Origin of the sequence: Neptuniibacter sp. 2_MG-2023, from assembly GCF_030547495.1 — a bacterium.
Classification (GTDB): Bacteria; Pseudomonadota; Gammaproteobacteria; order Pseudomonadales; family Balneatricaceae; genus Neptuniibacter.
In genome coordinates, this window is sequence record NZ_JAUOQC010000010.1 from 1 (window position 1) to 25,852 (window position 25,852).

Below are 25,852 nucleotides of genomic sequence, written 5' to 3' on the forward strand. Positions count from 1 at the left end.
GCCGAAGGTGGGTCTCAATTTACCCGTTTTTAAAAGGATTTAAAAAGGTGGAATATCCTCAAGAACAACCATACAAGCCGCTCAAATACGTTCCGGCCATAAAAAGCGTGGCCTCCACCGGACTCGCTAACGCTCGCCGTTTAGCGGGGCGTTAGAAATATCACAAACTTAAGGAGAAGTTATGCCAACTGGAGTAAATCAAGCAGTTATTGCCATCTGGATTACGATTGGATTATCTGTTGCAGCTGCACTGATTAATCGATGGATAGGTGAAATATCTAGTGGCGAGTTCATGTGGTACATCATCGTATATGCAATACTCTGTGTTTTTCCTTATAAACTCAGTAAGGGTAGTAACCCCGCTCGCTGGGTCTACGCAATATTTTTTGCGGTAAGTATTCTTTTTATGCTTGGTGGTGTATCTAGTGATATGCCAAAGGCGGATTGGATAGTTTCTATCATTACCCTACCTATCGAAATATTTATAATTTATCGTCTCTTTCAGGCAGAGGCATCGTTATGGTTTAAACAGCATTAAATTTCTAACAAGGGTAAGCACTTGACCCAAAAAAGCTACGCTTTTTCGGTCAAGTGTTACCGGCGTTATAAGTCACTCGCTCTATCTAGTTTCCTGTAGTATTATGTATTACATGTGAACACATGTGTATGGAGCCGACTATGAGCGTTACTAGTATTCGCCTTAATAATGAGGTTGAAAGGCCTCTAGAGGACCTTTCAGTTAAATTAGATAGAAGTAAGAATTACCTTATAAATCAGGCGGTTAAGGAGTTTTTAGCCCGTCAAGCCATGGAAGATTCTCGCTGGGAAGACACCCTCCAGGCCCTAGATTCCGTAAAATCAGGCAAATCCATCAATGGCGCTAAAGTTGAAGAATGGCTTCAGAGCTGGGGCTCCAAAGGCGAGAAGGCATCACCTCAAGAATGACTATTTCTTATACGCCGGAAGCTGTAGGTGACCTGTCTCGGTTACGGGAATTCATTGCCGAAAAGAACCCAAATGCAGCTCAAAGGATTGCTGGCGAACTTCTAGAAGGTATCAGTAAACTCGAGACGTTCCCCAGAATGGGCTTACCGGTAGCTAAAGCGCCTGACCCTGAGCTCATTAGAGATTTATTTGTAACTTCGTACACTGTACGCTATCTCATAGCTAGTGAAGAAATTCACATCTTGCGTGTATGGCACAACAAAGAAGCCGAAAAAAACTGATAACAAATTGCTTCAGTTGATTCCCTACACTCTGTTTGATTTGCGCTAGAAAAATATTGGCGCAAATCAAACTCCATTCCGGTCACAACTGAGCAAGGCGTTATGTGTAGGTATGAAGAGAAATTGTCCTGCTTGTGGTGAGAGAAGTATTAACGTAATTGGTGTGACCTTTTGGAGCACTAAGTGCAGTAACTGTGGTGCTAAAGTTCAAACACAGTATTGGGCATCTCTCATATTCAATGTATTGTTTTTTATTGGTAGTTTGGGTTTGTTGTGGTTTGGTTTTATTAATCTGTATGTATTCATATTACTTCAAATAGTTAACTGGCTTTTGGTTGAAGCAGTTTCTCCATTAAAAGCTTCGAAGTAATAGCAAACACATAGCAAGTCAATCCACCGCCTACGGCGGCTGATTGAGGCGTTGGTATGAATATGACAACAACGGTATCGATCATCTCGCTTTTGCTACTAAGCTTTGTGGTTTTCCTGACTACATTGGTAGAAGTAACTACGTGTACTCAGGGTAGTCTCGATGTTTGGCTTGTATCATTATTCGTGTTCGTGCCAGCAATTGTAGGTCTTTCTGGCGTTGCTCTCATTGGGCGAGCGCGGAGAATTTTTGTACGCTGGTTCACATTGCCTGTGTTATTGGCGCTACCGTTGTCCAGTTATCATGTAGTCCGATATATTATCGGCATTAATTTAAAGGGTGAGCATCCTTGTAGCATTGCAACGGGAACGGATTTCGAATCTTTTCCTCTGGAGCCATGGGTACCTTATTGGGCCCCCATCCATTTTGCGGCGCTTGTTTTTTGCAGCTGGGTTGTCTTCCAATTTTGGTTCGGCAAGAGAAAAGGCTAACAGGTTATCAACTTGATGCACCATACTCCGCGCCTTTTTGGGGTGGCTACGCCACCTTACCCAAAAAGCCACTCCATATGTGGCACAGATTATCATGGCGTTAGGTGTGTTTTATCCAAAGACCAAGGAGGAGGTTCTGATGACTGATTATGTGGGTTCTTGTCTATGTGGCACTGTGAGTTTTGAGATAAAGGGTGATTTTGATAGTTTTTACCTGTGTCATTGTCAGCATTGCCAAAAAGATACGGGTTCGGCTCATGCGGCAAACCTATTCTCACGGTCAGCAACATTGGTCTGGCGGTCGGGTGCCGATGCTGTGACGTCCTTTACGCTTCCAGACACTCGTCATAGCAAAAGCTTTTGTAAGATCTGTGGTTCAGCACTGCCAAATACTCAGATCGAAGGTTTGCTCGTCGTTCCCGCAGGGTGCTTGGACACTGAAATATCTATGGTGCCTACAGCGCATATCTTTTTGTCCAGCAGAGCTGCTTGGGATGAGGAATTAGGGGAAGTAGCAAAGTTCGATGGGCTGCCTGATTGAGCTACTATCACATACTGTTGGTGGACGCATCTACGTTCCGGCACATCGGAAAGCCAAAGGTTAAATTTTCAATCAGGTTTAGTGATGAATATTGAAGTTGTAGAAAAAGCAGATCATCTTAGGCTGCTAAAAATTTGGGAAGGATCTGTGAGAGCAACCCATGATTTTTTGGCGGAAGAAGATCTTCAGGAATTAAAGCCACTGATCTTAGAGCAGTATTTTGACGCCGTTGATTTAAGGTGTGCAAAAAATAGTAAGGGTGAAATATTGGGGTTCTGTGGTGTACATGGAGGTAACATTGAGATGCTGTTCATTTCACCTGATGCGCGTGGCAAAGGTTTAGGAACTCTATTAGCTACTTATGCGATCAAGTCCCAAGGGGCTAGCAAAGTTGATGTTAATGAACAGAATGAGCAAGCGTTAGGTTTTTACCAGCATATTGGCTTTTCTGTCACGGGCCGTTCACCAATTGATGGTCAGGGCAAGCCTTATCCGCTGTTGCATATGGCGCTATAAACATTAAATAAGGCCAAGCAACGTGATAGCTTTTTATAACGCCAACCAATCACTAAAGAGAATCTAATTCAGATGCCAGAACCTGATCCATTAAAAATCATTGCATTTGCAACGCCAAAAGATCTTGGCAAGTGGCTCGAGAAGAATCATGCAAGGGAACGTGAGTTGTGGGTAAAGATTTTTAAAAAGAATACTGGAATCCCAAGTGTTACTTGGAATGATGTGGTGATAGAAGTTTTATGCTGGGGCTGGATTGACGGTGTAAAAAAGTCAATTGATGATCAAGCCTATCTTCAACGCATAACTCCTAGAACAGCACGAAGCAATTGGTCTAAAAGAAACACAGAGCATGTGGAACGTTTGATAGGCGAAGACCGGATGAAGGAACCTGGGCTTGTACATGTGCATGCAGCAAAGACTGACGGTCGGTGGGAAAACGCCTATGTAGTAAGTGAAATGGAAGTGCCTGCAGATTTCTTGGCAGCATTAGATACTCAGCCAAGAGTAAAAAGTTTTTTTGAGACACTTAATAAATCGAGTCGTTATGTTATTGCTTACGGTTTAACAAGCGCAAAGAAACCCGAAACTAGACAAAGGCGTTTCACAAAATATATGGAAATGCTTGTGCATGGGGAAAAACCCAAATAGTTGAATCGTGTATATCAATGCGCTTAGTACTCAGGGTTGGGGCAGAAATAATACTATGTCGAATCACTATACTTTTACGTTGAATTTAAAACTTAAACGCAATCTAATGGCCACAGAAATTGCCACATTAGAATATATTCTTAATGGTAAGGAACCAAGGGGGCAGATCTTACATCGTGCGTGTTGGTTACTGCTATCTGACCCTTAAGTTTATGAGTAATAAATGGGTCAGAGTCTATTTATTAAAAAAACTGTAGGAGCTCAGCCCCTGAGCGAATCTCTGAGCAAGCCTCTGACAAGGTTGTTCCTTAAGCAAGTGTCGGATAAGTCATTAATCCACTAAGAATCGATGACAAAGGGAAGAAAAAGAAAGGCGAGTTAATACTTTTTTATCAGACCAATCGTCAATAGTTGATAAGGATAAAGCTTTATGGAAGTGATTCTCATCATTTGTCTACTTCTCTTGTTGGTCGGCATACTCTTTCTTGTCATTAGGTTTAGCAAGTGGATTTTGCGAAGTAAAATGAGGTTAGGTGTATTTTTAATATTGCTGGGAGTAGGTATTGTTGGGCAGGGTATTCATCACCTTTTTTTTAAGAATATGCAGTTCATACAATCCGAGGTCTATCCTGACCTTTATTTAATAAAGTATCCAGACAAGGATCAGAAAGTTGTTCATCAAGCCATCCGTGAAAAAGTAATAAAACACCTAGCCAATGGGTTTCTACAAGGTAAAAAGCTGGCTTATCAAAGAGAAGATTCTATTTTCTTCTATACTTACTACAAGACTTTTCCTTTAAGTATTTTTCAGGATGCTGGTACCGAATACTTTTTAGAAAACGAAGAGGATCTGGGTGGGCTTGTTACTGAAGAATTAGGTATGTACAGGCAGTATAAATTAGCTGAATTTTATTATGCTCCCTGCAAAGCCGATGAAACGTTGTATTGTGGTGAAATCAGTTATTTTAATAAGGGTGATTTCGTTAAATCTGAGAACCTGTTCAATCTGGTTACTTCAAGCAATGTGGCTAAAGAGGTTAATGCAAAGGTTGTTAACCCTGCTTTGGACGATGCTACCCGTCGCGATGTATCTATACAATATAAGGGCGAATAAATGGGGTTAGAATATATTGATTAAGTTCATTTATCGTTGGCTGCACTGAATAAAAATGGACGTTACCCTATACCCAAAATGTATGAATGGGCATAGGGCAGGCTAGGCCTAGTCACGATTCACGGCTTATTGTAAATCTTATCCTCTGCAATGCTCAGTGTCGCGGATCCATTGAGTCTGCTCTCTGGATTCCCGCTAATAGCTGAAGCGAAACGCTACCAAACAAATTTCACCGTAGCGGCAAAGCTGTGGTATTTATCAGAGCTTGCTAATTCACCGTTGTAACCGACATTCAAGGTTGTGTTTCTATTCAACTGACTTGTGACACCCAGACCAATTTGTAAGCGGTTTTTATCTAAATCAGAACCATCTACTTTGAATGTACTGGTTGGTACCGCAGTGAAACCCGCTTCAAGTTGTGATTGACTATCTAAATGCTCATGCACATAAGCAATGCTGGCCGCTGGGGTAATCGTTTCATTATTTTTGGTTTGAATCTCTCGGCTTAACCGTAAGCCTAAAATGGTACGTAAACTGTCTTCGTCTTGTTGCTTAACACTTAAGTTCGCTGTGCTTGCTCCAGTCTCAATAAAGCCATCACGCTTATTGTGACTGTAACTCACGCCAATATACGGTGTAAGAGTGGTATCTAAATTCAGTTTAATGTCTTTGCCCGTTTCAAGTGCTACACCTAGGTTAATACTGTCATAGTTTGATGTGGCGGTATTGACTGAGTTACCGACAGTAACAACCCTTGTTGCATCAATTTTATGTAAGCCTAAATTGACCGATGTATTCATGTAAATATTGTCGCGTGCCCAGCTTCCGTAAGCTCCAGCTTGGAAGGATTCAATATCACTGTCACCCGCAAAAGGATCAACATTACTTCGGGTATAACTACCGGCAACACCGACAACAAAATCACGCCATTGGGTATCTATACCTAAGGCAACGCCTGCGCTTTGATAATCGGAACCACTCGCATTAGTAGTATCGGCTATGGTTCCGAAACCTCCTAGCCCTTGCATCCACCAACCGCGAGGATTAGCTGCTAAACTTGATGGCTCCATCATACCAATAGGCCAATTGTTTGAGTTATCCGCAAGCAGGTAACCTTGCATTGGCTTGAAGGTTTGTGGATTAAACCCGAGTTGGCTATTCGTACTTTGAGTGCTGCGACTAAATAACAACTGTTTGAACTGTTGGCCAAGTTTATTCATGACGGCTTGGTTTTGAGTGTGTTGAATACCGCTTAAACTATCGAACGCTTGTTGCGCACCTGATTCAGTCAATGGAGTGATATTGTTGACAATGGATTGTAAGGCGGTGGTGTTGTTATCCAGTACAGCGGACACAGCAGTTTGGTTCGGAGTACTTGCGATGTTGTTAAAGCTAATATCGTTACGCGTTAAGTTCAGTAACACGTTATTGGCATCATAACTTAAGGTAGGGGTTAAAAACGCTAGATTGGAATTTACACTGCCAAAGGTTGTTCCGCCTAAACCGCCTGTCGCGGTTAAAATGGTGTAGTCAGTCGTAGCGGCATAAGTACCGGCTTCTGGTTGGACATTCACGGTAGCTCCGGTTAAGGTTGCCGTGCCTGTGGCTATGATTTTATCGGAGTTACCGGCAGCATCAACTTCCACATTGTAGTTACTACCGGCGCTAAAGACGACATCCCCAGTTACGTTGATGGTTCCAATCGAATTACCCGGGGCAAACGTTCCCCCGCTGTTGATTGTGACGTTGCCGACAGTACCGCTACCACCTAAGGTAGCACCCGTATTGACCGTTGTGCTTGAATTTGCAATCGAACCATTGACCGACAAGATACCATCATTAATGGTGGTGGTTCCTGTATAGGTGTTAACGCCAGTGAGGTTTGTATTGCCTGTACCAGCTTGGGTGAACGACCCTGTACCACTCATGACACCGGCATAAGTACCGTTGGTGGTTTGATCAAAAGTAACATTCGCATTATTAATGATATTGCCTTGTAGTGAAGTCGTTGTACCTTGCAATGTGCCGCCACTGACTGTTGTACCGCCGGTGTAGGTATTTGTTCCTGTTAATGTCTGTGTGCCCGAACCTTGTTTGGTTAGCCCACCAGTACCCGATAAAATACCGGAATAACTTGTCGATGTATTATTACCGCCAGTCGTCAACGTGTTGGCATTCAACGTCACATTACCTGCACCCGCTAATGAGCCAATGCTTAAGCCTGTTGTCAGATCAAGTGAGCCACCGCCTACCGTTACGGCACTGTTACTACCTAACGCACTGGTATTGGAAGCTCGCAGGAGACCTGCACTGATAGTGGTTGCACCAGTATAGGTGTTGGCGCCAGACAAGGTCAATGTGCCTGCACCAGTTTTTGTTAAAGTACCGCTACCACTTATGCTCTTGTTATAGAAAGCTCCAGAATTAGCCTCATTGCTGTAGATAAAGCTACCGTTGTTAATGATATTCCCATTTATCATTAAACCTTGTGCTTCTAAAGTACCGGCTGAAATATTGGTAACGCCAGAGTAGTTTTTAGAACCTGTAAGTATCAGCTTTCCGTCGCCCAGTTTGGTTAGTGCATTTGGAGAAGTACCTCCAGAAAAACCAACGATCGCTGAAATTGTTGCTGTATCCCCAATGTTTGTAACCGTATATGAATTGACAGGATTGGCGAAGAATATGGCCTGTGACGAAATCCTGTATCCATCACTAGAAAATGTAATGTCTCCAACAGTCTGGGCGGTACCCAGCGTTACTGTGCCCCCTGTCCCTCCAAAGTTCGCATTATCACCAGCTACCCATGCCTGATTGCTTGTGCCAGCGGCATCGTTGGTCCAGTTCGTGGTGGTCGTGTTCCAGGTACCGGTACCACCAATTGGCGCACCATTGCCGCTGGAGGTATCCGTACCATCCCAATAGACGGTAGCTGCATTTGCATATTGGTTCATACCAAATAACATTAACGGTAACATCGCCCAATAAAGGGGTTTTAATTTAGAGTGAAGAACGCTTGAACCTTTTAGTTTGTGTTCCACCTGAATATCCTCTATTTAATTGTTATTGTTATCGGTGTTGGTACGATTTTGTAGACGGATGCAGAGCATGACTTTAGTAAAATTTATGTATTTACTTTGAGTATTGCAAGGCAATTCGACATTATATGAGAATATGAGTCGATGGAGTAAAGGGCTATCCAGTTTCCGAAAAACTATGGATTAAAATGCCTTTTTACTTGGGTTTATAATATTGTTTTTAGCTTAGAGCGTAAGTGGAATTAAGATGGCTGAATGAATTAGGTCGCTAGGGTTTTGGATGGGGCAAAGTTGTTGGATTCCAAAAAAACACTGAAATCAAATGTCCGCCAAGACTTCTGGCGCATTAAACCGCGATGGTATATTTAGGTTTCCAGTGAACAAGCCGCCCAGTACTTAGCGTTAGGCCATAAATAATACTATGTCGAATCACTATACTTTTACGTTGAATTTAAAACTTAAACGCAATCTAATGGCCACAGAAATTGCCACATTAGAATATATTCTTAATGGTAATGGCTCTCCACCGACTGATTTACCCAATCACTCCTTTTTTTCTAGCGGCTTACCTAACTATGTTTACTGGAAATCATACAAGGAGTTTCCAGTAGGGGGTTGGCGATCTGAGTTTTGGCAATCAGTCTACTCCCCTGGTTGTGCAGCCGATGGTCAAATGAATTATGGCGTAAATTTATATCTGCCTAGCCATAAATTGGAAGGGGCTCTTAGCGAACTCCCATTTGCTTGTTGGCTTGCAACCATTAGTACTTCAATTGGTTATGTTGGGGCAATTACCTGTGAAGATGATGATATTGGGATGCCACTTTTTCTTCTGTTTATCAATGATGGGCAGTTAAAAATAAGTAGTTTGCCTGACAACCTTGAACTGGAATCTGCTGAAGGCATATCGGGTTGATCGAACATCAATAGAGAAAGCTCTGGCTGCTTTACAACAAGATAGTTCAGTTAATAAATATAAGGTTATACTAGCCAATGGCTTTAACAAAGCGTTGCACTGGGCAAGTCTGAGAATGCGACGTTATCCAAGATGAGTTGAAGTATTAATTCTGAATAGGTAGTAAATAAAATTGGCAGTGCTAAAAAAATTTCCCAAAGCGAGTGACGGAAATACCTTTGATGAAACACTATTTGGTCTTATCGCCGATGATCTGGAAAAACAAGGGTACAGCATTCGGCATGGAGCTCTCCCTGATGATATATCAAGTTCTTTGTATTCATACCAACAAGATTTAAATGCGGCCAAATACGCTGATGCAGGTATTGGGCGTGGTGAGGACTTTTTAAAGACCGAATTTGTAAGAACGGATGAGATTTTTTGGATTGTTGAAGAGTCGGATGCGGGAAAGAAGTGGATCGATTGGACATCTAAATTACAGCGTTTCTTAAATCAAAGGCTCTTTTTAGGTTTATTCTCTTTTGAGAGTCATTTTGCACATTATGCGCCGGGGGCATACTACAAAAGACATCGCGATGCTTTTCGAGGAGAGGCAAACCGCGTTCTATCGGTCGTAACATACTTAAATCCAGCCTGGGGACACTCTGATGGTGGTGAGCTGGTGTTATATAGTGATGATCAAGATCGTGAAGGGTTAAAAGTTGTTCCTTTATACGGAACTTTAGTGTTTTTTCTGAGTGAAGAGTTTCCTCATGAGGTGTTGCCCGCTACTAGGGATAGGTATTCTATTGCTGGTTGGTTTCGTGTTAACAATTCAATTAATAATAATATTGACCCGCCTCGTTAAGTCGATCGATTCAAAGTATAACAGGCACTTCAAAAATGACGCTTGGCTGCATATTTTAAGCGGGCGTTATGTATAGGACATAAAATGGTTAATCTTGAAGATATAAGTATGATTTTCAGTCTAGCTGGAAGGTTTTCGGAATGAGCATTGCTTGGGTAATAGCTTTTTATTGATCGCTATTTTGTTCATAGTTATCTTAGAGTCCGCAGGAATTATCAGTCTTGCCTAACAAATTAATCAATGGCGTTCCTACGGTGCTGGACCTTCACTTTGCGGCTTGCCGCTTGGTTTCGGTTATTTATGTAAGGCGTTGTGCTTCAAAAAAATAAAAACCGCCTAAAAACATGGGAGTGTGTTCTATATGAGTCTCGCTAGGTTAGAGAGTAGATGGAAAGCCTGTTTTACATCGATAGTGCTGGTGAGTCCTTTTCCTATTTTAATTATATTTTTTGTGGCCCTCGACTTTCGTGCTCCTTCAGATATAGATAATAGTGTGCTTATCTTTTTTAGCGTCATGTTTAAATGGATCATTGCACTTTTAATGGGTTTGTTTCTCTATGTGTTGATATCCTTATTAGGCTGGCTTCTTATCGGTATGCCAATCAGCAGGCTAATAGAAAAAAGTAATAACCCTAGTATTTTTATTTATTTGGCCGTTTCAATATTTTTTAGCCTATGTTTAGGGGTGTTTAATGCTCCCAATACTTCTATCGCTAATAATTTACAATCAATCGCGTTTTTTGCTATTCCTATTGTTTTACAAACAACGATTTATAAAATTTACTTAAATAAAATAATTTCACATAACAAGTAGCTGCGTCAAAAGCCACATGGGAAACATATGGAGCCTGAAATCATATTTCGAATCGCTTTCTGTTTTGGTTTTGCTGGCAACGAATTTATTGGCCTCAGGTTAAGCCAGTAACATAACGGATACATTATTAATAATAAGGACGAACCATGCCTGGTGCATTCGCACATCTTGCAGCGGTTAATTTCGCACTAAGTAATGCAAACCTCAAAAAACTAAATATGCCTAAGAGGTCAAAGTTAATCCTAAGTAGAAATCAAAAGTTTGTTGAGTTGGGCTGTGTCAGTCCTGACTATCCCTATTTGATGTTAATAAGCCCAGCTCAAAAGGCGTGGGCAGATAAGATGCATTATGAAAAAGTAGGTGTCTTAATAAAAAAAGCAATCTTGCTTGTGAAGGTGCTACCGAATAAAGAGCAAGAGAAAGCGTTTTCTTGGCTGTGTGGTTTTGTTGCCCATGTGATTACTGATATTACAATTCACCCTGTGATTGAGCTGAGAGTTGGGCCTTATAAGGAGAATGCAAAAGAGCACCGCATCTGTGAAATGAACCAAGACGCATATATCTGGCCAACGCTGAACTTAGGTAAGATCGGTTATGCCGATAGAGTTAGAGATAATATTGGTGCCTGTAATGATGCTCATAATCCATCGGATTTAGATAAAACCATCACGACGTTATGGGGACGCTGTTTAACGGAGATCTTCCCTGAAAAAGCGAATGCTACACCGCCAGATATTAATGGTTGGCATAAAGGTTTTCGGTTCATCGTGGATAACGCCGACGAAGGTTATCGACTTTTTCCTTTTGCTCGGCATGTTGCGGCTAAACAAGGGTTAGTTTATCCCAATCAAGACGCCATCGATCCCTCTTATATTAAAGCTTTAAAAACGCCTGATGGAGTCGCCGATTACGATGCTATTTTCGAACGTGCTGTTGAAAACGTAAGGGAATACATCTGTTGTTTGGCTAATGCTGTTTTTGATGAGGGGAGTGTTGATATGTTCTTAAACTGGAATTTAGATACCGGCCTCTGTGAAGACGGAAATTTAACCGCTTGGAATAACACATGAAACATCTACTCTTTATTATTGTATCTATGCTAATCGTTGGATGCTCTACATCTAACCCTTATAACAATGAAAAAATGTATGACTTAGCGTCACAATTTAAAGACCTGTCGCAAACGGTTGATGGTTCTATTAAATTTGGAGAGGTTGCGATTGAAAATGGTCATCAAGCCTTAGAACGTGTTTCGATTGAGCAACCGGATAAGGTTGCCCCTTTTGCCGAATATATCATCAAAGTTGAAGTGCAAGGTGACAATGCGGTGCTTCTATTATGCGATGAGGATATTGCTCTTATAGAAGATGCCGGCTGTAATGCCGTACTTGATAAAGTCTATTGGCAAGCGCTTAATCCTAAGAGTTGTGTGATCACATTAGATAGTCACCAGCTTTGCAAATAGAGAGTGGGCGCTAGGGTACGTCTTGCCTAGAGCCTATTTGATTGTTTTTCCTGTCGGTCAAGCACGCTACATTAGGTAGGAATTCAGCCTGTGAGCGAAAGGCTCAGTGTAACCTGAGGGGCTTAGGTCGTAGCTTTATTGCTACAGCTGTTAGGGCAGCTGTAGCGAAAGAGAAACAGACTTTACATCATTGTTCTTATGATGAAATAAAATATTTTTTAAGGTTAATTTGTAATCAATTGATTTCAATCGTTAACACATGGTGATTAGGTGTAACGGCCTCTATTTTTAACTAATGGAACTATCTTTGCAATTTCATATCAGAATATTTAGTGCCCTGTAAAAAAGGGTAATGAGTAATTAACCGTAAGCAGGCTGTGTTATGAATTTAAAAATAGGAATAGGTTTTTTCTCGGCGATGGTTTTTTCTTTATCTGTTGTTGCAGGTTCTGAAGGTGTTTCCACTCAATATAAAGGTGGTTTTTATGATATGGCAGGTTATTTGAATAAGACAGCAGTTGTCGGTTCTGATCAGCCCAGAAACGCGCCTATAAGCATTAAGGGTGGGCCATTTGATATGAATGGTTATTTAAAACTGACGGCTTTTTCTACAGTTTCAACTCTGGGCGACAACAAGTCAGTTCAGGTTGCTGCAATAAATATGCATGCCAATCCGAATCTGTTATTTGTGCCTGGTGCTTTAAATCACCATCTATAAGAACCGTTGAAAAGCATTTGCCTTTTTATTGTTTTATCGCTCTTTTCTCGTCTATATCTCGTGCAGCAGTTTTAACTGCGGTGCAGGGTATATAGATTCTATTTATATTGGTCGACGACGTTTGCCCTAAAGCTTTTCAGTCTAGGGGGCTACTTATAAGAGATCCTAATTCAAGTTTTCTGTTGTTTTACGGTTCCTTAAGGTTGCACCGGTTATTGGGCTTTTAAGGGTTTAGGTTCTAAATTGAATTTGTGACAGTGGGCCTCATAACGTGCTTTTAGCTCGGATTCGCCTAATAGATTACCGGGCTCGTCGCGATAGGAGCCGTCGCCATTGAGAGCGGTACCTTGCCATGTCTGTTCAATCGCGGTGCGTTCTCTTTGTTGCTTAAACCAATGGATGAAACGGTTTGCTTGGGCTAATAAGCGATAGCTAGAGGCGCTACTATTAACGACCATAGTATAAAAAAATGGTCGGGGCGCTAAGTTGCCCGGTATTATTTCAATTTTATCGTACCAAGGGCTTGCTGGGTTTTTACATGCCCAGTAATAGATGGGTAGATCAATACCAAAGGCATCGACAATACCATCGGCAAGGCAGTGGTGTATGCGAGATTGATCGGAGTAGGCGATTAGGTTATTCAGCGTGATGCTGCCCCCCGGTTTTTTCTCGTTACTACTCCAGCGGACGCCTAGATCCTCTAAAATCATTAGGGCTGCAGGGTCGTTGATCACACCGACAACTTTATCTTGTAGATCTTGGATACTGTTGATTCGATCGTCGCCTTTACGACGGGCCAATACCCAAGGTAAGTAGGTATACGCTTCAGAATAGGCAACATTGTCATATTCGGCGGAGGGCGGTAAGGCGCTGATAACAATGTCGGCGGGTGGTTGGCCGAATTTTTTGCCTGATGTTAGTAGTTCTGTACACATATCCCAGGGTGCTTCGATAAATTCGCATTCGACCCCGAGATAGCGGGCAAATGCTTGTGCATAATCGACATCTAAGCCTTTGAGTGGTTCACCTAGCTTTTCACGGAATGATAAACCAACAAAACTAGGTTCAATGGCGACGCGTAGTTTGCCTCGACGGAGTACGTCGTCTAATTGGTCATGTCCGGCATCGGCAACTAAGTGTAATTTATTTAGCGTTTGATTGATCGCTTTAGAGGCTAGATGGATATCAGTACTATGAATATCGACTTGATCTAACCCTTTCGACATATCTTCAACAACGTGATTAATCAGCTGGTTTTTATTGCTGATGCGCTGCATTGAACCGTTGCTCATTTCTAGGGTTTCAAAGATGACCGCAGTATTCTCCATGACGGCACTGAGTTGTGTTGCTATAGAGTTAAATAGCTCGGTTAATTGCTCTGTCGCTGATTGGGTGACTTGGACGAAATTGTCCAATTTTTCAGTATTGGCTGCGCTGATATTACTTAGTTCAGCATTCACTTGAGAAAAGTCGAGCTGTTCGGCTGCTTGATTGGCTTGCTCTGTAGTCACGTTTGCTAGGCGTCTTACTTCATCGGCAACAACGGCAAATCCGCGACCATGTTCACCGGCTCGAGCAGCCTCAATTGAGGCATTAAGTGCTAAAAGGTTAATCCCTTTCCCTATCTTAAGAATACCATTAAGCACCTCGTTTACATTGCTAGATTTATCAGCAAGGGAGCTGCTTATCTCATCTAGTGATAGGCTAATTGAGCTGTTTACTTCATCTACTTCTGTTTTAATCTGTTGTTGGAGAGAGCTTACTTTAGTGTTAGAGCTGTTTAAGTAATCGTTGGCGACATTGAGTTCGGTGTCTAATTTTGTGGCACGTTGGTTAATCTCTGAGAGAAAGTTTTCTTGTGCTTCTAATGCTCTGAATATTTGCCGGGATAGTTGTGCTGTTTGGCTACTAATCAGTTGTAATGCGCGATAGAAACGCTTCTCATCATCTGAGAAGCGAGGAATGTCGATGGTCTGGGAATCTGGCGCATAGGTAATAGATGCTTGGGTATCCGAAGTTGTATTCTGTGATTTACCAAAAAGTTTATTAAATAGTGTCATAGCTAATTCCAAAAGGAGTACCCAGTAAGCACTATCTATAAGCAAATCTTGTTCCATAAGAATATAAAATTCGTAATAGGAATAAAATAAACGTATTTTTACGATATTATGCCTATCTAGCGAGCGTTTATAGCTCAATAGAAGGAAAGAACGTCGAGTGACAGGCTATAAATTGGCTGTGGGCGAGTCCCTTTGCACTAGCGTTGTGCTTCTTTTGTTACATAAATGTGCGTTAAATGCGTGGATTTGTGGATTTTAACTTTTTATCTTCACTTTCCATGCTCGATGATCAATAGGGGCGATCATTGTACCTAGGCATCACCAAAGCAGGACTAGGTCACAGAAAGGAGGGCTAGGTAACAGGAAGAAGGGCGAATACCATATCTAGAATTAAACGACGTGACCGTGGGAGCCCATCCTTTATGTCTGACAGGGTGCCAGAGCGAAAGATTATTAGAAAATACTTATCTTGGACTGACGAGTATTTCCATTGTGTTTGACCCATATAGCTGGCCATATCATGATACTGTGTGGTCTTTAACAGCGTGCTACCCGCATCACTTCACAGGATAAAAGGGATAAGTGCCTATGAAAGTTTATTTTTCACATGGTAAAGAGAGTGGGCCATGGGGCAGTAAAATCAAACGATTGGCGGGTATCGCTCAACAGAAAGGTTACGCTGTCGATAGTATTGATTATTCCGATATTTTAGACCCTGATCTGAGAGTTGAACGCTTGCTTAGTGTACTGGGTGAAACCGGCGAAGCGTTTGTGTTGGTCGGTTCTAGTATGGGGGGTTATGTGTCATTGGTTGCTTCAGAACAGGTGAATGCCAAAGGTGTTTTCTTATTGGCTCCTGCACTCTATATGGAGGACTATCAGCAGCAAAACTATCATCCCCATGGGTATGTGGAAGTTGTGCATGGTTGGTCGGATGATGTTATTCCCGTCGAAAACTCGATTCGCTTTGCCAAAGCCGTGGATTGCTCATTGCATCTCATTTCCGGTGATCATCGGCTTAATAGCTCGATTGAAGTAGTTGAACAGCTATTTTCGCAGTTTCTTGTCTCGGTTGACTCGCATTGAGATTCATCCGCTGGTCTGGTTTTGTTCTATGATTAAAGCATCTACGCGATGAAACCCCATGGATACTTATATGTGGCTTTGGCGGCGATAGGATTGATCTGAAAGATTAATGGATCATGGTGGCGATTAATGGGTTAAACTTATTGTTTAATGCGACGACTTCATTGGGGCTGCTTACGTTGAATCAAGAAGACCTGTGCCCATCTGATAAATGCCCTCTGTGTGGCAAAGATAATCATTGTGGACATCTCAACTCAAGTGGTGAGGCTCTCTCTTGCTGGTGTTCTGATAGCCAAATAGAGTTTCCCCATGAGTTGGTAAGCCAAGTGTCTGCATCGCACCTCAATACTGCGTGTATTTGTAAGGCATGCGTCTTGGCCACAAAAAGCATCAAACCTTAATTCACACTATGGGTTGTCGGTTGTCTGTGAATCGATGTAGATCTTGTTTAGATCTGTGAGTTTTATATGATCTTTTAGGTTGGCTGCAAGGTTCTCTTATGTAAGTTTGAACTTTCATTTTAGGGGCATTATGAAACGTTATAAAATCATTCATCGTACCTATTATAACTATACGGATACCGTGACTTTGGGCGCGCACCAGTTGTTACTGCGACCTCGAGAAGATCATGAGCTACGTATAGAGTCTTTCTCGTTGCAGATTACACCCGATGCAAAAATCTATTGGCATCGCGATGTGGAAGGTAACTCAGTAGCGATTGCCAATTTCAGCAACCCAGCGCAACAGTTGACGATCGAAAGCGAGGTGGTGATTCAGCAATATAATGAATCCCCCTTAGATTTTTTGGTGGCGGATTATGCGATTAATTATCCTTTTTCATATCACGAAAGCGATCAGTTTCTGCTGTCACCTTACCGAGTGCTGCCCGATGAAAATACCCGAACGCTATTAAATAACTGGTTATTTAATGTTTGGCGTGGGGGCGAGGCGGTACAAACCTATACCTTATTGCAGCGGTTGACGGAGACTATCCATAATACCTTGGTTTACAAAGTGAGAGAGGAGCCGGGTGTGCAATCCGCCGAGGAGACCTTATCCCTTGGGTCGGGCTCTTGTCGTGATTTTGCTTTACTCTTTATGGAAGCGGTTAAGTGTCTAGGGTTTGCGGCGCGATTTGTCAGTGGCTATCTGCATGCGCCGTTGATGTCTGATCAGGTGGGTTCGACCCATGCGTGGGCCGAAGTCTATCTGCCGGGTGGCGGCTGGAAGGGCTTTGACCCAACCATAGGTGATATTGTAGGCACGGATCATATTCCCGTGGCCGTATCGCGTTTGGCTGAAGCGGTGCCGCCCATATCGGGGTCATACGCGGGCACGGCTGAGTCAAAAATGGATGTGGGTGTTTGGGTGAGTGAATGCTAAAACGCTGTAAATTGATAACAAGAAAAGGTGAGGGGGCTGGCGAGTTTGTCATTTGATCAGGGGCGGTTCAGCCGTGTGCCAGTCCATTACTAAAGGCTATCTAGCTCCTCAAATACGCGCCTCTTAATGTGTTCGAGTTCTATGGATGAGATTATTTGGCTGCAGTCGTGAGCAAAATACGACCAGCTATGTCTGGTACTATTTTTCATCTCTTGGATATAAGCGGCTACCTGTTTTTCTTGTGCGGGGTCTTGTTTAGCGTGGACAATTTTATGCGCAAGTTTTCGGACGATATTTAATTTATTGATTGCGCCGCCGGCATCATCTACGTTGCATAGGCTAAACAACCCTTGAGGCTCTACCGCCTTTTCTAATACTTTAAGGTCGACTCCATCTTCAGTTAATGGCGGGGCGTATACTTTGGGTTCCTCGTCAAGAATGATAGTGCCAATATCGTATTTTTCATATTCTCTTCCTTTCCATTGGGCGACGGCTATATCTGTGGAGTGCCCGTAGGTTGAATGTTGAGTGTAAATAGGGACGGACAGTGGTGTATACGCCGGCATGCGCATCTCTACATTCAATGCTTTGGTGGGAATTAGTATGAAATGCCCTTGCGCGTTCGTTATTGACGACTGGGTTGCTGTTGCGGATGGTTTAACGCCATCGTAAGAAATGATGGCCCCGTCGATGGGCGTTAGATCTGATAAGCGTAGAACTACACCTGAGACCTCTGGCCCATTATACATTTTACTAACAACAGGAACGCAGGCGGCCAGCACAAATAGAGAGGTCAGGGTTAAAACAATGTTACCTGTATATTTCATTGAGATGAGCCTGTAAATGTGGGCGGTTTAGGTTCGTTGCTTGCTGATACTTTATTCTGTACTTAATTTAGATTCTATAGACCTTAGTTCATCTAAAATTTGGTTGTAGCGGTAAGATAAGTTGTTTTTTTCTTCGATCAGATCATTGGCTTTAGATATTATTCGGTGTTGGTCGTTTTCGCAGTCTTCGGTTTCGCGGTCGTAATCCGCTTGAGCTTCGCGCTCCGCATGGCTACATTGTGACAAACACTGAAAATCAGGCTCGTCTTTGTAATATTTAAAGATAATATCTAGTTTGCGGATCTTTGGACAACTGTCGGCACAAGAATAGTCGACAATGGTCTGGGTGCATGATGAGTCTAACTTGTCTTCATACCGATCAATTTTATCTGTTAGCTTTTCGATGTGGGAGTCAAGTGTTTCCCATTCTGCCTTTAACCTGTGGTGTCGCTCAACCAGCGCTTTTTTTTGATTATGGCGGTTGTCTATTATGCTGTCTATTTTAACATCAAGGCGATTACCTAAGGTTAATCCTAACTGAATATTAGAGCTGGCGAGAGACCATTTTTTGTTTTTTAATAGTTCATGGGACTCGTTTACCGTCGCGTCAAATTCAGTGATGCTTTCATCTATGTCTAACTGTTCAGTCTCACTTAGCTCGTTTACGCGGCGGCTTAATGTATGGCCTATATCATATAACTTACTTACGTCATCAAGTACTTTAAAGATGTCTTTGGTATGGTCTTGCATGGCTGCATAGTAACGCTTTTCATACGCGAGAATGTCCGCACCCGTAAAGGCTGGATTTTCGATGATGTCGAAGTATGTATTGTCTATTGCGAGGACAGTGTCAGGCAGCCCATATTTAATCCCCCGCTTTAATAGCCTCATCTCATAGACATAGGCCATGTTATCTGATTTATGCTGGAATTCCGCTGCCGTGTGAAAGTTCGCTATGTTCTGCTCTGTTTCACGGATAAATGCGTCTAGTTTTTCCGGTGACGGATCTGGAGTACTTTTTAGGGCTTGGTATTGGCTTACTATGGTTTCAGGTATGGATATAGGTTCTCTATTTTGATTAGAATATTCTCCATAGGCACTTTTCAGGCGTGTCATGACCTCTTCGAGAGTATCTGTTCCATGTTCTGTGGCAGATGAATAAGGAGAGATACAAGCGAGCATTATGGTCAAAAAAAGGGTGAGTGCGCCATTTATTATAATAGTCATTAGTGTCCCTTTTATTGAGTCCTTGGTAGTCCATATTTATGAAAATAGGTTGAATAAAATTTTCTGATCTACCGAAACCACTAATATAAAGACAGAATTGGCGCGGCGGGTATGTTGTTTTAGAATCGATAAATTATCATTTTTAGGTGATATTTGCATGAGTTTTTAATTACTGGGATAGATGCTATTAAATAACTTAATGCTTCTATCACTCTCTATTAACCCTTCGCTCACCCGGTGAGCGGAAGGTTATAGCGAAAGACTCAATCACGACAGGCGCATAATGAAATACTAAGCATGGAAGCTTGTAACTCATTCATTATTATTCACCCTTATCTATGCTGCTTTTACGGACGGGGAGTAAAAAAAGGGGGCTTGTATTTATACTAGGCTTAGGTTAAAAATATTTATAAATCATATAGATGTATGCCTAGTATAGGTAGATACACGGCCCTCCATATATACAACTATTATATTTCAAGGAGCTCTCTTGGCAGTCATTAGCACTCAATTAGCCGAACACTATACTTGGGGAAATCAATGTGACGGTTGGCACCTTGTAAAAACTGAAAGCTTAAGTGTAATCCAAGAAAGAGTTCCCTCTGGTTGTTCTGAGTCTCGCCATTTCCACACTAAAGCAGAGCAATTCTTTTTTATATTATCCGGTATTGCAACTATGGAACTTGAGGGGGAAATCTTCAGGTTAAACCCAAATGAGGGTATTCATATTCCCGCAGGTTCAAGGCATCAATTAAGCAACCAACACGAAATTGATTTGGTATTTACAGTAACATCAACTCCACCGAGCCATGGTGATCGAATTGAAATATAACAAGCCATCCCGCTGACGGCAAAGCATCGGCTGAGGTGGGCGTTATGAGCCTCCAGTTTTCGAATTTAGGAGCCTAAGTAGGAATCTAAGGGGCTGGTCTTGCATCGTGCATGTTAGTTACTAGTTGACCCTTAAGTACGTCAAAATCTCACCTATTCCTGCATTATGTTTAACGAGGCTAAAAATGGCGCTAGATTTCCACATAGGTGATAATCAGAAAGAGGCATCCTATCAAAATAGTGATGCGTCATTTGATTTTGAGCTTCATCGACTGCTTTTTACTCAGCTAGGCCTTACCGCAACAGAGTTTCCTCTATTCACAAGGCTTGAGGATTACTACAGCGATACAAAGTTTAATATTGACGAGTTGGTTTTTTTGATGGATGAAACCGATCAGGTCAAAGCGTTACTGTCTGAACATGACGCCTTCACTCAGCCGCTCGATAAATTGTTGTTGGTTTGTGAGAAAGCCTTAAAAGAGAAAGTAAGTATTTGGGTGTTTTGTGATTAAAACACGAAGCAAGTAGGGCCCCCCTGACGTTGTGGTGAGCAAAGCGTTATTTTTTATAGAAGGTTGAGTATGGGTTACTGGTATTTAGCAATAGCTATTGCTGCTGAAGTGATAGCAACACTTGCACTTAAAGCATCTAATGGTTTTTCTAATTTTACGTTTACAGCTATTTGTGTAGTGGGTTATGCCATTGCATTTTATTGCCTATCTATAGTACTTAAAACTATTCCTATAGGTATCGCTTACGCTATTTGGGCCGGTATGGGGATATGTCTAATTGCATCAATAAGTGCTGTTGTCTACAAGCAGGTGCCCGATCTGCCCGCAATAATAGGAATGCTCTTAATTATCTTGGGTGTAGTTGTTATCAATGTTTTTTCGAAAACGGTGAGTCATTAAACATATAAGAAGCTGTTAGTTTTGCTTAGGCGCTAAGTTTTATCTGTAATAACAATGTTTTTAGAAGAGAAATAATAAAAATGAAAGAGGCCTTTAAATATATAACTTGTCTTCTTGTGGGCATCATAATTGGCGGCTCTGCAATGCTTTTTATGTCAAAAAGGGCGAGCTCTACTTTTGTTGATTTAATCAAAGTAGTTTATGAACTAGAAGAGGAAACCTCAGCTAAAGAGGCGCTAGGTAATGGTCAATATTTCTTAGCGGCTCACCATTTCCAAAACCTTGTCGAGAGTACATCAAATTCCAGTAAATCGATTTTTCAGGCAGACCAAGAGTTTTGGGATTTTAAATTCCCCTTTTCTGCGATAGTACTTGATAGAATTCATAACCCCTCAGATCCAGATGATGCAGGCGTTCAAAGAGTACATGGCCTTTATCGAGGCATGCTTGCCTTTGCTTTTGAAAAAAACGGTATGCAGGAGCAAGCAGAGCAGGAGTGGCTACAAGCCTCAGCATTACTGGATATAGCCAATGTGTCAGAAACAAAACAGCTCATACGTCGTTCACTTGAAAACTAAGCCTTTAGAGGTGAGCTGACTATGTGTTGTAGATGCTATTTTATCTGAGGCAGCAGTGCTCTAAGGTCAAGGTCTGGAGGTTAAGAGTGACATCTTTGATAGCGTCTCTCTGGACGTCCAACTGTGCCGTAGCTGACCTCTGCAGATAGTTCGGTGCAACTAACCAGATATTCCAAATAACGACGGGCGGTGGTACGGCTGGCCCCGATAATTTCACCGACCTCTTCGGCGTTTAGTGTACCGTCTCGTTCGGCAAATACCTTATTCACATTATCTAGAGTGATCGCATCAATTCCTTTAGGTAAGCGTATGTTTTCCTGTGTAGTGGAATCTTGAGTGTTGCTGCGAGGTAGTACTCGATCGACATCGCATTGGGCTAAGGTTTCTAGGGCACGTAGTTTTTCTAGGTGTTGTTGGTAGTTGTGTAGCGTTTCCTGTAGCCGTTCGAAGACTAGCGGTTTAAGAATATAATCAAACACACCGCCATGAAGAGCTTCCCTAAGGGTATCGACCTCTTTTGCGGCGGTGATCATGATTACATCGATAGCATTGTTGCCTGCACGGATTTTGCGAAGAAGGTCAAATCCTGTGCCCGTTGGGAACTGGATATCCAGTAGTAAAAGGTCAGGTTGCATGATCTCGATGAGATCTTCCGCATCGGTTAGGCGATGGGCGATACCGATCAGTTCAAACCCCTCAATTCGTTCGAGAAAGCGCCGCTGAATTTCGGCAATTTGTGGATCATCTTCGGCAATGATTACTTTTATCATCAGTTATTCAATCCGTACTATTTTTTATTTTTAGGGATATAGACGGTAAAGCGGCTGCCACCCTCAGAACTGCTCTCGATGGTGATTGTGCCATTAAGCTTATCAAGTAAGTTTTTCACCAAGTGTAGTCCATAACCGTGGCCATCGTTACTTTTGCTGCTGACGCCTTTTTCGAAAATTTTATCCTGCTGTTCTAGTGGGATACCTGGGCCTTGATCTTCAATTTCAAAAATTAGATCGTTTCCTAGATCGGTCATCGAGAGCTGTACTTTACCTTCGCCAGCGCGATAGTTTAGAGTCGCTTCCAGAGCATTATCGATCAGGTTTCCGAGGATGCTGACTAATTGCTCTCGGGGGAGTTTATCGGGCAGACTGGTCATTTCACTTTCAGGGTCAATGACTAAGGCTAGTCCCATCTCCCGTGCCCTATTATATTTGCCTAATAAGCATCCTGCTAATACTGGATCGGGTACCGCTTTCATCAGTAGTTTGATTAACGCTTGATGGCTTTGGGTTTCTTGCCCTATTAGCTGTAAAGCTTGATCGGTTGCGCCAATTTGAATAAGTCCGGCGATGGTGTGTAGTTTGTTGGAATACTCATGGGACTGACTGCGTAAAGTGTCCGCATATTGTTGAATCCTAGTCAGTTTTTGGCTGATCATATCCAGCTCATCTTTGCGTCGAAAACTGGATACTGCACCGATGATTGTATCGCCCTGTTTTAAGGGGAGGCGGTTGGCGATAATACAGTGATCACCTCGCCAGACCTCGCTATCAAATTGAGGCTCACCGCTTTTTAGTACGCTCAGCATTGAACTGTCTGGCAGGATCTCATCAACTTTACGGCCGATCAGGTTGATATCTTTAGGGAGCCCTAAGGTTTCAATAGCAGCCTGATTGATGGTGGTGATTTCACTGGCGTTGTTGATGGCAATAATGCCTTCTCGGACAGATTCTAGTGTGGCGCGTTGTTCATCAAACAACCGGGCTATTTGTTCGGGTTCGAGTCCAAATATAGCGCTTTTAAAATGGCTAGCGAACCAGACGGCAATGACTGCGCTGAGCATAAAAGAGCAGAGAATAACTAAGATAAGTGTGAGCCGATAACGGTTGATAATCTGATTAACCCGGTCAAGATCGTAGCCAACAGAGATAATGCCTACAATATTACCTTCTGGATTGATAATAGGGGTTTTTCCTCGCATGGACCAACCGAGTGACCCCACCGCTTTAGCTATATATCCATGTCCTTGAATCAGTGCTTGGGAGCCACTATCCCCATCATCATCAGACATGGAATAGCCAATCTTCTCTGGTATCGGATGTGCTAGGCGTATGCCTTTATTATCACCGATGACAACAAAACGTGCTCCTGTTGTTTTGGCTAAAGACAGACTAAGAGGCTGTAAATAGGTGCTGTTTTTCTGTTCGACCGCCTCGGCAACATGGGGCATTACCGCAATTGTTTTAGCTACATCTAAGGCGCGTTGAGCAATCTGTTCATCGAGCGAACGCTCTAGATAGTGAAGGGCAAATAGACCAATAAAGCCGGTCTGTATGAGCGCCATAATCCCAAGTATCAGGATCATTCGCTGTTTCAATTTAAGTTGCGGAAGCTTCATGGTACGCACTCGTACTTAATAATTGTTGTCGGAGCTTTTCTCTTTTTTCCCGTGCTTAGATAGTAATCAATCTGCTTTAGCTTGGCTCGTGAACATTATGAACAAAATATTTTTTATGTCTTAAAAAGCCTTTAAATCCATAAACTTTATTAAAAAGTAACAGGAAACTATTGTGGATCGCACTATAAAAATGAGCGTTAACGAGCGAGGAATCACAATGTTTGGTAAAACGGCGAATAAGAAAACCTTAATAGCGGCGGTGTTAACTACCTGTTTGACTGCAGGCGCATCCTTTCATGTAGCAGCTATGGAGTCGATCCACTTTTTGGTACCCGGTGGTGCAGGGGGTGGTTGGGATGGTACCGCGCGAGGCGTTGGTGAGGCGTTGAGTAAAGCGGGTTTAGTCGACAGCATCTCTTATGAAAATATGTCAGGTGGCGGTGGCGGTAAAGCGATTGCCCATCTTATTGAAACAGCTAATCAGAAGCATGACACACTTATGGTGAACTCGACTCCAATTGTGATTCGTTCACTGTCTAAGGTGTTTCCTCAATCATTCCGAGACTTAACACCAATTGCTGCAACCGTAGGCGATTTTGGTGCTTTTGTTGTCAGGAAGGATTCTAAATACAACAGTTTTAACGATGTAGTGGCTGAATTTAACGAGAAGCCTCGTTCTGTGAAAATTGGGGGTGGCTCAGCCCGTGGCAGCATGGATCATTTAGTTGCTGCTATGGCTTTTAAAGCGTCTGGTGGTGATGCTCGCCAAGTACGTTATGTGGCTTATGATGCGGGTGGTAAGGCGATGGCCGGTCTGCTTTCTGGTGAAATATCTATTCTATCTACCGGTTTTAGTGAAGCCTTAACCTTAGCCGATTCGGGTGAAATTCGGATCTTGGTAATGACAGGTGAAGAGCGTAATGAAGCAGCTCCAGATGTGCCGACACTTAAAGAGCTAGGTTATGACGCTAGCTTTGTTAATTGGCGTGGTTTCTTTGCGGCGCCTGGTATCAGTGATACGGAAAAAGCGGAGTTTGTGACGACTCTGAAAAAAATGTATGACACTGATGCTTGGGAAAATGTACGTGCCCGTAATGGTTGGGTTGAGCTTTTTAAACCTGATGATGAGTTCGTTACTTTTTTAGAGCAGCAAGAAAAAGAAGTGGGTGCTCTGATGCGCGAATTAGGTTTTCTTAAGTAAAACCTAAAAGCTTGGATCATATAAGCAGGCCAAGTGAGACCAGCGCTTGTGTCTGCTATAGGGAATATTTCTTAGCTCTTCTCCGGGTCAGGTAATCTCTACGGGTAGCAGATTATCATTGTTGAAAGCCCGGAGCTTTTTGTTTTATCCGACAGAATGCCTCTGTCCGGGAGTCTTTTATGATGTTAACTAAAGACCATATTGGTGGTTTGGTATTTCTCTGCCTATCGGTTCTTTACGGCTATTATGCCGGCAGTATAGATATGTTGCCGGGGGATGAGTTTGAACCCTTCACGGCACGCACTGTACCTTATGCATTAGCGATCTTAGGCGCTGTATTATCAGTGGGATTGTTACTTACGGCAAAACGATCCGTCGAAAATCGTTTGAGCCTTAATGGCTATGACTTTGCTTTGGTAGCCAAATTGTTGCTGTTGATTGTTTGCTTTGGTCTTGCACTGGAGTGGACCGGTTTTATGTTGGCGACCATGCTGTTTTTGATAGCTGGCTTCTGGATGTTGGGTGAGCGGCGCATCAAAATGTTGTTGCTAGTGTCGGTCCCATTTGCGGTGAGTATTTGGTTTATCTTGGCCAAATTGCTGGATATCTATCTGGCACCTGGTCAGTTGTATATGCAAATTTTTGGAGGCTAAGG

Annotated in this window: 28 protein-coding genes; 22 read left to right on the plus strand and 6 right to left on the minus strand. The window is 42.5% G+C overall.

Translation table 11 applies throughout. From position 1 onward, the window contains the following. Positions 1 to 181: 181 nt before the first annotated feature. The 7 genes from Q4486_RS10480 to Q4486_RS10510 all read left to right on the plus strand — a co-directional run bounded on the left by Q4486_RS10480 (position 182) and on the right by Q4486_RS10510 (position 4,906). Complete coding sequence (locus Q4486_RS10480) at positions 182 to 538, plus strand: hypothetical protein (protein ID WP_303519363.1); 357 nt, start codon at positions 182 to 184, stop codon at positions 536 to 538. Between the two features lie 140 nt (positions 539 to 678). Then, the gene (locus Q4486_RS10485) at positions 679 to 945 is read left to right on the plus strand and encodes a transcriptional regulator (RefSeq protein WP_303519364.1); all 267 of its coding nucleotides are present in this window, start codon (positions 679 to 681) and stop codon (positions 943 to 945) included. Beyond that, positions 942 to 1,226 carry a type II toxin-antitoxin system RelE/ParE family toxin gene (locus tag Q4486_RS10490; RefSeq protein WP_303519365.1) on the plus strand — a complete coding sequence of 95 codons (285 nt, stop codon included), beginning with the start codon at positions 942 to 944 and terminating at the stop codon, positions 1,224 to 1,226. The genes Q4486_RS10485 and Q4486_RS10490 overlap by 4 nt, the downstream gene beginning before the upstream one ends. Before the next feature lie 1,000 nt (positions 1,227 to 2,226). Continuing rightward, positions 2,227 to 2,628, plus strand: coding sequence for a GFA family protein (locus Q4486_RS10495; protein ID WP_303519367.1), 402 nt, complete (start codon positions 2,227 to 2,229; stop codon positions 2,626 to 2,628). Between the two features lie 84 nt (positions 2,629 to 2,712). After that, positions 2,713 to 3,144: an acetyltransferase gene (locus Q4486_RS10500; RefSeq protein WP_303519368.1), complete on the plus strand. Its 432-nt coding sequence runs from the start codon at positions 2,713 to 2,715 to the stop codon at positions 3,142 to 3,144. Between the two features lie 72 nt (positions 3,145 to 3,216). Continuing rightward, positions 3,217 to 3,792, plus strand: coding sequence for a YdeI family protein (locus Q4486_RS10505; protein ID WP_303519369.1), 576 nt, complete (start codon positions 3,217 to 3,219; stop codon positions 3,790 to 3,792). Between the two features lie 430 nt (positions 3,793 to 4,222). Beyond that, on the plus strand, positions 4,223 to 4,906 hold the full coding sequence (locus tag Q4486_RS10510) for a hypothetical protein (RefSeq protein WP_303519370.1): 684 nt from the start codon (positions 4,223 to 4,225) through the stop codon (positions 4,904 to 4,906). 215 nt (positions 4,907 to 5,121) lie between these two features. Here Q4486_RS10510 and Q4486_RS10515 read toward each other — a convergent pair whose 3' ends face one another. After that, entirely contained in the window at positions 5,122 to 7,944 is a 2,823-nt protein-coding gene (locus Q4486_RS10515; RefSeq protein ID WP_303519372.1) for an autotransporter domain-containing protein, read from the minus strand. A 418-nt stretch (positions 7,945 to 8,362) separates the two neighbouring features. Between Q4486_RS10515 and Q4486_RS10520 the strand changes: the two genes are divergently transcribed. The 6 genes from Q4486_RS10520 to Q4486_RS10545 all read left to right on the plus strand — a co-directional run bounded on the left by Q4486_RS10520 (position 8,363) and on the right by Q4486_RS10545 (position 12,701). Then, positions 8,363 to 8,857 (plus strand): hypothetical protein, encoded by a 495-nt coding sequence (locus Q4486_RS10520; protein WP_303418425.1) that lies wholly within the window; start codon positions 8,363 to 8,365, stop codon positions 8,855 to 8,857. A 178-nt stretch (positions 8,858 to 9,035) separates the two neighbouring features. Beyond that, positions 9,036 to 9,704: a 2OG-Fe(II) oxygenase gene (locus Q4486_RS10525; protein ID WP_303519473.1), complete on the plus strand. Its 669-nt coding sequence runs from the start codon at positions 9,036 to 9,038 to the stop codon at positions 9,702 to 9,704. Between the two features lie 361 nt (positions 9,705 to 10,065). Then, on the plus strand, positions 10,066 to 10,518 hold the full coding sequence (locus Q4486_RS10530) for a hypothetical protein (protein WP_303418422.1): 453 nt from the start codon (positions 10,066 to 10,068) through the stop codon (positions 10,516 to 10,518). Positions 10,519 to 10,664: 146 nt separating this feature from the next. Continuing rightward, positions 10,665 to 11,588, plus strand: a complete 924-nt coding sequence (locus Q4486_RS10535) for a zinc dependent phospholipase C family protein (RefSeq protein ID WP_303519373.1) — start codon at positions 10,665 to 10,667, stop codon at positions 11,586 to 11,588. Then, positions 11,585 to 11,983, plus strand: coding sequence for a hypothetical protein (locus tag Q4486_RS10540; RefSeq protein WP_303519374.1), 399 nt, complete (start codon positions 11,585 to 11,587; stop codon positions 11,981 to 11,983). The genes Q4486_RS10535 and Q4486_RS10540 overlap by 4 nt, the downstream gene beginning before the upstream one ends. A gap of 382 nt (positions 11,984 to 12,365) precedes the next feature. Next, positions 12,366 to 12,701: a hypothetical protein gene (locus Q4486_RS10545; RefSeq protein WP_303519375.1), complete on the plus strand. Its 336-nt coding sequence runs from the start codon at positions 12,366 to 12,368 to the stop codon at positions 12,699 to 12,701. 212 nt (positions 12,702 to 12,913) lie between these two features. On the opposite strand, the gene Q4486_RS10550 is transcribed toward Q4486_RS10545, so the two are convergent. Then, positions 12,914 to 14,761, minus strand: a complete 1,848-nt coding sequence (locus Q4486_RS10550; protein ID WP_303519377.1) for a methyl-accepting chemotaxis protein — start codon at positions 14,759 to 14,761, stop codon at positions 12,914 to 12,916. A 588-nt stretch (positions 14,762 to 15,349) separates the two neighbouring features. On the opposite strand from Q4486_RS10550, the gene Q4486_RS10555 reads away from it, so the two are divergent. From Q4486_RS10555 to Q4486_RS10565, 3 genes are all read left to right on the plus strand, one after another. After that, positions 15,350 to 15,847, plus strand: coding sequence for a YqiA/YcfP family alpha/beta fold hydrolase (locus Q4486_RS10555; protein ID WP_303519378.1), 498 nt, complete (start codon positions 15,350 to 15,352; stop codon positions 15,845 to 15,847). Between the two features lie 116 nt (positions 15,848 to 15,963). Further along, positions 15,964 to 16,248 carry a cysteine-rich CWC family protein gene (locus Q4486_RS10560; protein ID WP_303418409.1) on the plus strand — a complete coding sequence of 95 codons (285 nt, stop codon included), beginning with the start codon at positions 15,964 to 15,966 and terminating at the stop codon, positions 16,246 to 16,248. A gap of 130 nt (positions 16,249 to 16,378) precedes the next feature. Further along, a complete protein-coding gene (locus Q4486_RS10565) occupies positions 16,379 to 17,230 on the plus strand; it encodes a transglutaminase family protein (RefSeq protein WP_303519379.1) in 852 nt (283 codons plus the stop codon). A gap of 89 nt (positions 17,231 to 17,319) precedes the next feature. Here Q4486_RS10565 and Q4486_RS10570 read toward each other — a convergent pair whose 3' ends face one another. Together Q4486_RS10570 and Q4486_RS10575 are read right to left on the minus strand one after the other, a co-directional pair. Beyond that, entirely contained in the window at positions 17,320 to 17,979 is a 660-nt protein-coding gene (locus Q4486_RS10570; protein WP_303519380.1) for a hypothetical protein, read from the minus strand. Between the two features lie 129 nt (positions 17,980 to 18,108). Next, complete coding sequence (locus tag Q4486_RS10575; protein ID WP_303519381.1) at positions 18,109 to 19,284, minus strand: hypothetical protein; 1,176 nt, start codon at positions 19,282 to 19,284, stop codon at positions 18,109 to 18,111. A 490-nt stretch (positions 19,285 to 19,774) separates the two neighbouring features. Between Q4486_RS10575 and Q4486_RS10580 the strand changes: the two genes are divergently transcribed. From Q4486_RS10580 to Q4486_RS10595, 4 genes are all read left to right on the plus strand, one after another. After that, positions 19,775 to 20,116 carry a cupin domain-containing protein gene (locus tag Q4486_RS10580; RefSeq protein WP_303418401.1) on the plus strand — a complete coding sequence of 114 codons (342 nt, stop codon included), beginning with the start codon at positions 19,775 to 19,777 and terminating at the stop codon, positions 20,114 to 20,116. A 184-nt stretch (positions 20,117 to 20,300) separates the two neighbouring features. Then, a complete protein-coding gene (locus Q4486_RS10585; RefSeq protein WP_303418400.1) occupies positions 20,301 to 20,627 on the plus strand; it encodes a hypothetical protein in 327 nt (108 codons plus the stop codon). A gap of 69 nt (positions 20,628 to 20,696) precedes the next feature. Further along, positions 20,697 to 21,026: a multidrug efflux SMR transporter gene (locus Q4486_RS10590; protein ID WP_303418398.1), complete on the plus strand. Its 330-nt coding sequence runs from the start codon at positions 20,697 to 20,699 to the stop codon at positions 21,024 to 21,026. A gap of 152 nt (positions 21,027 to 21,178) precedes the next feature. Then, positions 21,179 to 21,604: a hypothetical protein gene (locus Q4486_RS10595; RefSeq protein WP_303418396.1), complete on the plus strand. Its 426-nt coding sequence runs from the start codon at positions 21,179 to 21,181 to the stop codon at positions 21,602 to 21,604. Positions 21,605 to 21,684: 80 nt separating this feature from the next. Here Q4486_RS10595 and Q4486_RS10600 read toward each other — a convergent pair whose 3' ends face one another. Both Q4486_RS10600 and Q4486_RS10605 read right to left on the minus strand, forming a co-directional pair. Continuing rightward, positions 21,685 to 22,374: a response regulator gene (locus Q4486_RS10600; protein WP_303418394.1), complete on the minus strand. Its 690-nt coding sequence runs from the start codon at positions 22,372 to 22,374 to the stop codon at positions 21,685 to 21,687. A 17-nt stretch (positions 22,375 to 22,391) separates the two neighbouring features. Continuing rightward, complete coding sequence (locus Q4486_RS10605) at positions 22,392 to 23,996, minus strand: sensor histidine kinase (RefSeq protein WP_303519383.1); 1,605 nt, start codon at positions 23,994 to 23,996, stop codon at positions 22,392 to 22,394. Positions 23,997 to 24,213: 217 nt separating this feature from the next. On the opposite strand from Q4486_RS10605, the gene Q4486_RS10610 reads away from it, so the two are divergent. Further along, on the plus strand, positions 24,214 to 25,197 hold the full coding sequence (locus tag Q4486_RS10610) for a tripartite tricarboxylate transporter substrate binding protein (protein ID WP_303418391.1): 984 nt from the start codon (positions 24,214 to 24,216) through the stop codon (positions 25,195 to 25,197). 179 nt (positions 25,198 to 25,376) lie between these two features. Next, the gene (locus tag Q4486_RS10615) at positions 25,377 to 25,850 is read left to right on the plus strand and encodes a tripartite tricarboxylate transporter TctB family protein (protein ID WP_303418388.1); all 474 of its coding nucleotides are present in this window, start codon (positions 25,377 to 25,379) and stop codon (positions 25,848 to 25,850) included. Positions 25,851 to 25,852 lie beyond the last annotated feature (2 nt).

Bases quoted from the DNA above. Each gene is read 5' to 3' on its own strand.
- Q4486_RS10535 (WP_303519373.1), top strand. From the start codon at position 10,665: ATGCCTGGTGCATTCGCACATCTTGCAGCGGTTAATTTCGCACTAAGT.
- Q4486_RS10500 (WP_303519368.1), top strand. From the start codon at position 2,713: ATGAATATTGAAGTTGTAGAAAAAGCAGATCATCTTAGGCTGCTAAAA.
- Q4486_RS10495 (WP_303519367.1), top strand. From the start codon at position 2,227: ATGACTGATTATGTGGGTTCTTGTCTATGTGGCACTGTGAGTTTTGAG.
- Q4486_RS10550 (WP_303519377.1), bottom strand. From the start codon at position 14,761: ATGACACTATTTAATAAACTTTTTGGTAAATCACAGAATACAACTTCG.
- Q4486_RS10540 (WP_303519374.1), top strand. From the start codon at position 11,585: ATGAAACATCTACTCTTTATTATTGTATCTATGCTAATCGTTGGATGC.
- Q4486_RS10595 (WP_303418396.1), top strand. From the start codon at position 21,179: ATGTCAAAAAGGGCGAGCTCTACTTTTGTTGATTTAATCAAAGTAGTT.
- Q4486_RS10555 (WP_303519378.1), top strand. From the start codon at position 15,350: ATGAAAGTTTATTTTTCACATGGTAAAGAGAGTGGGCCATGGGGCAGT.
- Q4486_RS10485 (WP_303519364.1), top strand. From the start codon at position 679: ATGAGCGTTACTAGTATTCGCCTTAATAATGAGGTTGAAAGGCCTCTA.
- Q4486_RS10570 (WP_303519380.1), bottom strand. From the start codon at position 17,979: ATGTATAATGGGCCAGAGGTCTCAGGTGTAGTTCTACGCTTATCAGAT.
- Q4486_RS10560 (WP_303418409.1), top strand. From the start codon at position 15,964: ATGGTGGCGATTAATGGGTTAAACTTATTGTTTAATGCGACGACTTCA.
- Q4486_RS10590 (WP_303418398.1), top strand. From the start codon at position 20,697: ATGGGTTACTGGTATTTAGCAATAGCTATTGCTGCTGAAGTGATAGCA.
- Q4486_RS10565 (WP_303519379.1), top strand. From the start codon at position 16,379: ATGAAACGTTATAAAATCATTCATCGTACCTATTATAACTATACGGAT.
- Q4486_RS10490 (WP_303519365.1), top strand. From the start codon at position 942: ATGACTATTTCTTATACGCCGGAAGCTGTAGGTGACCTGTCTCGGTTA.
- Q4486_RS10530 (WP_303418422.1), top strand. From the start codon at position 10,066: ATGAGTCTCGCTAGGTTAGAGAGTAGATGGAAAGCCTGTTTTACATCG.
- Q4486_RS10505 (WP_303519369.1), top strand. From the start codon at position 3,217: ATGCCAGAACCTGATCCATTAAAAATCATTGCATTTGCAACGCCAAAA.
- Q4486_RS10480 (WP_303519363.1), top strand. From the start codon at position 182: ATGCCAACTGGAGTAAATCAAGCAGTTATTGCCATCTGGATTACGATT.
- Q4486_RS10585 (WP_303418400.1), top strand. From the start codon at position 20,301: ATGGCGCTAGATTTCCACATAGGTGATAATCAGAAAGAGGCATCCTAT.
- Q4486_RS10610 (WP_303418391.1), top strand. From the start codon at position 24,214: ATGTTTGGTAAAACGGCGAATAAGAAAACCTTAATAGCGGCGGTGTTA.
- Q4486_RS10575 (WP_303519381.1), bottom strand. From the start codon at position 19,284: ATGACTATTATAATAAATGGCGCACTCACCCTTTTTTTGACCATAATG.
- Q4486_RS10600 (WP_303418394.1), bottom strand. From the start codon at position 22,374: ATGATAAAAGTAATCATTGCCGAAGATGATCCACAAATTGCCGAAATT.
- Q4486_RS10545 (WP_303519375.1), top strand. From the start codon at position 12,366: ATGAATTTAAAAATAGGAATAGGTTTTTTCTCGGCGATGGTTTTTTCT.
- Q4486_RS10510 (WP_303519370.1), top strand. From the start codon at position 4,223: ATGGAAGTGATTCTCATCATTTGTCTACTTCTCTTGTTGGTCGGCATA.
- Q4486_RS10605 (WP_303519383.1), bottom strand. From the start codon at position 23,996: ATGAAGCTTCCGCAACTTAAATTGAAACAGCGAATGATCCTGATACTT.
- Q4486_RS10615 (WP_303418388.1), top strand. From the start codon at position 25,377: ATGATGTTAACTAAAGACCATATTGGTGGTTTGGTATTTCTCTGCCTA.
- Q4486_RS10520 (WP_303418425.1), top strand. From the start codon at position 8,363: ATGTCGAATCACTATACTTTTACGTTGAATTTAAAACTTAAACGCAAT.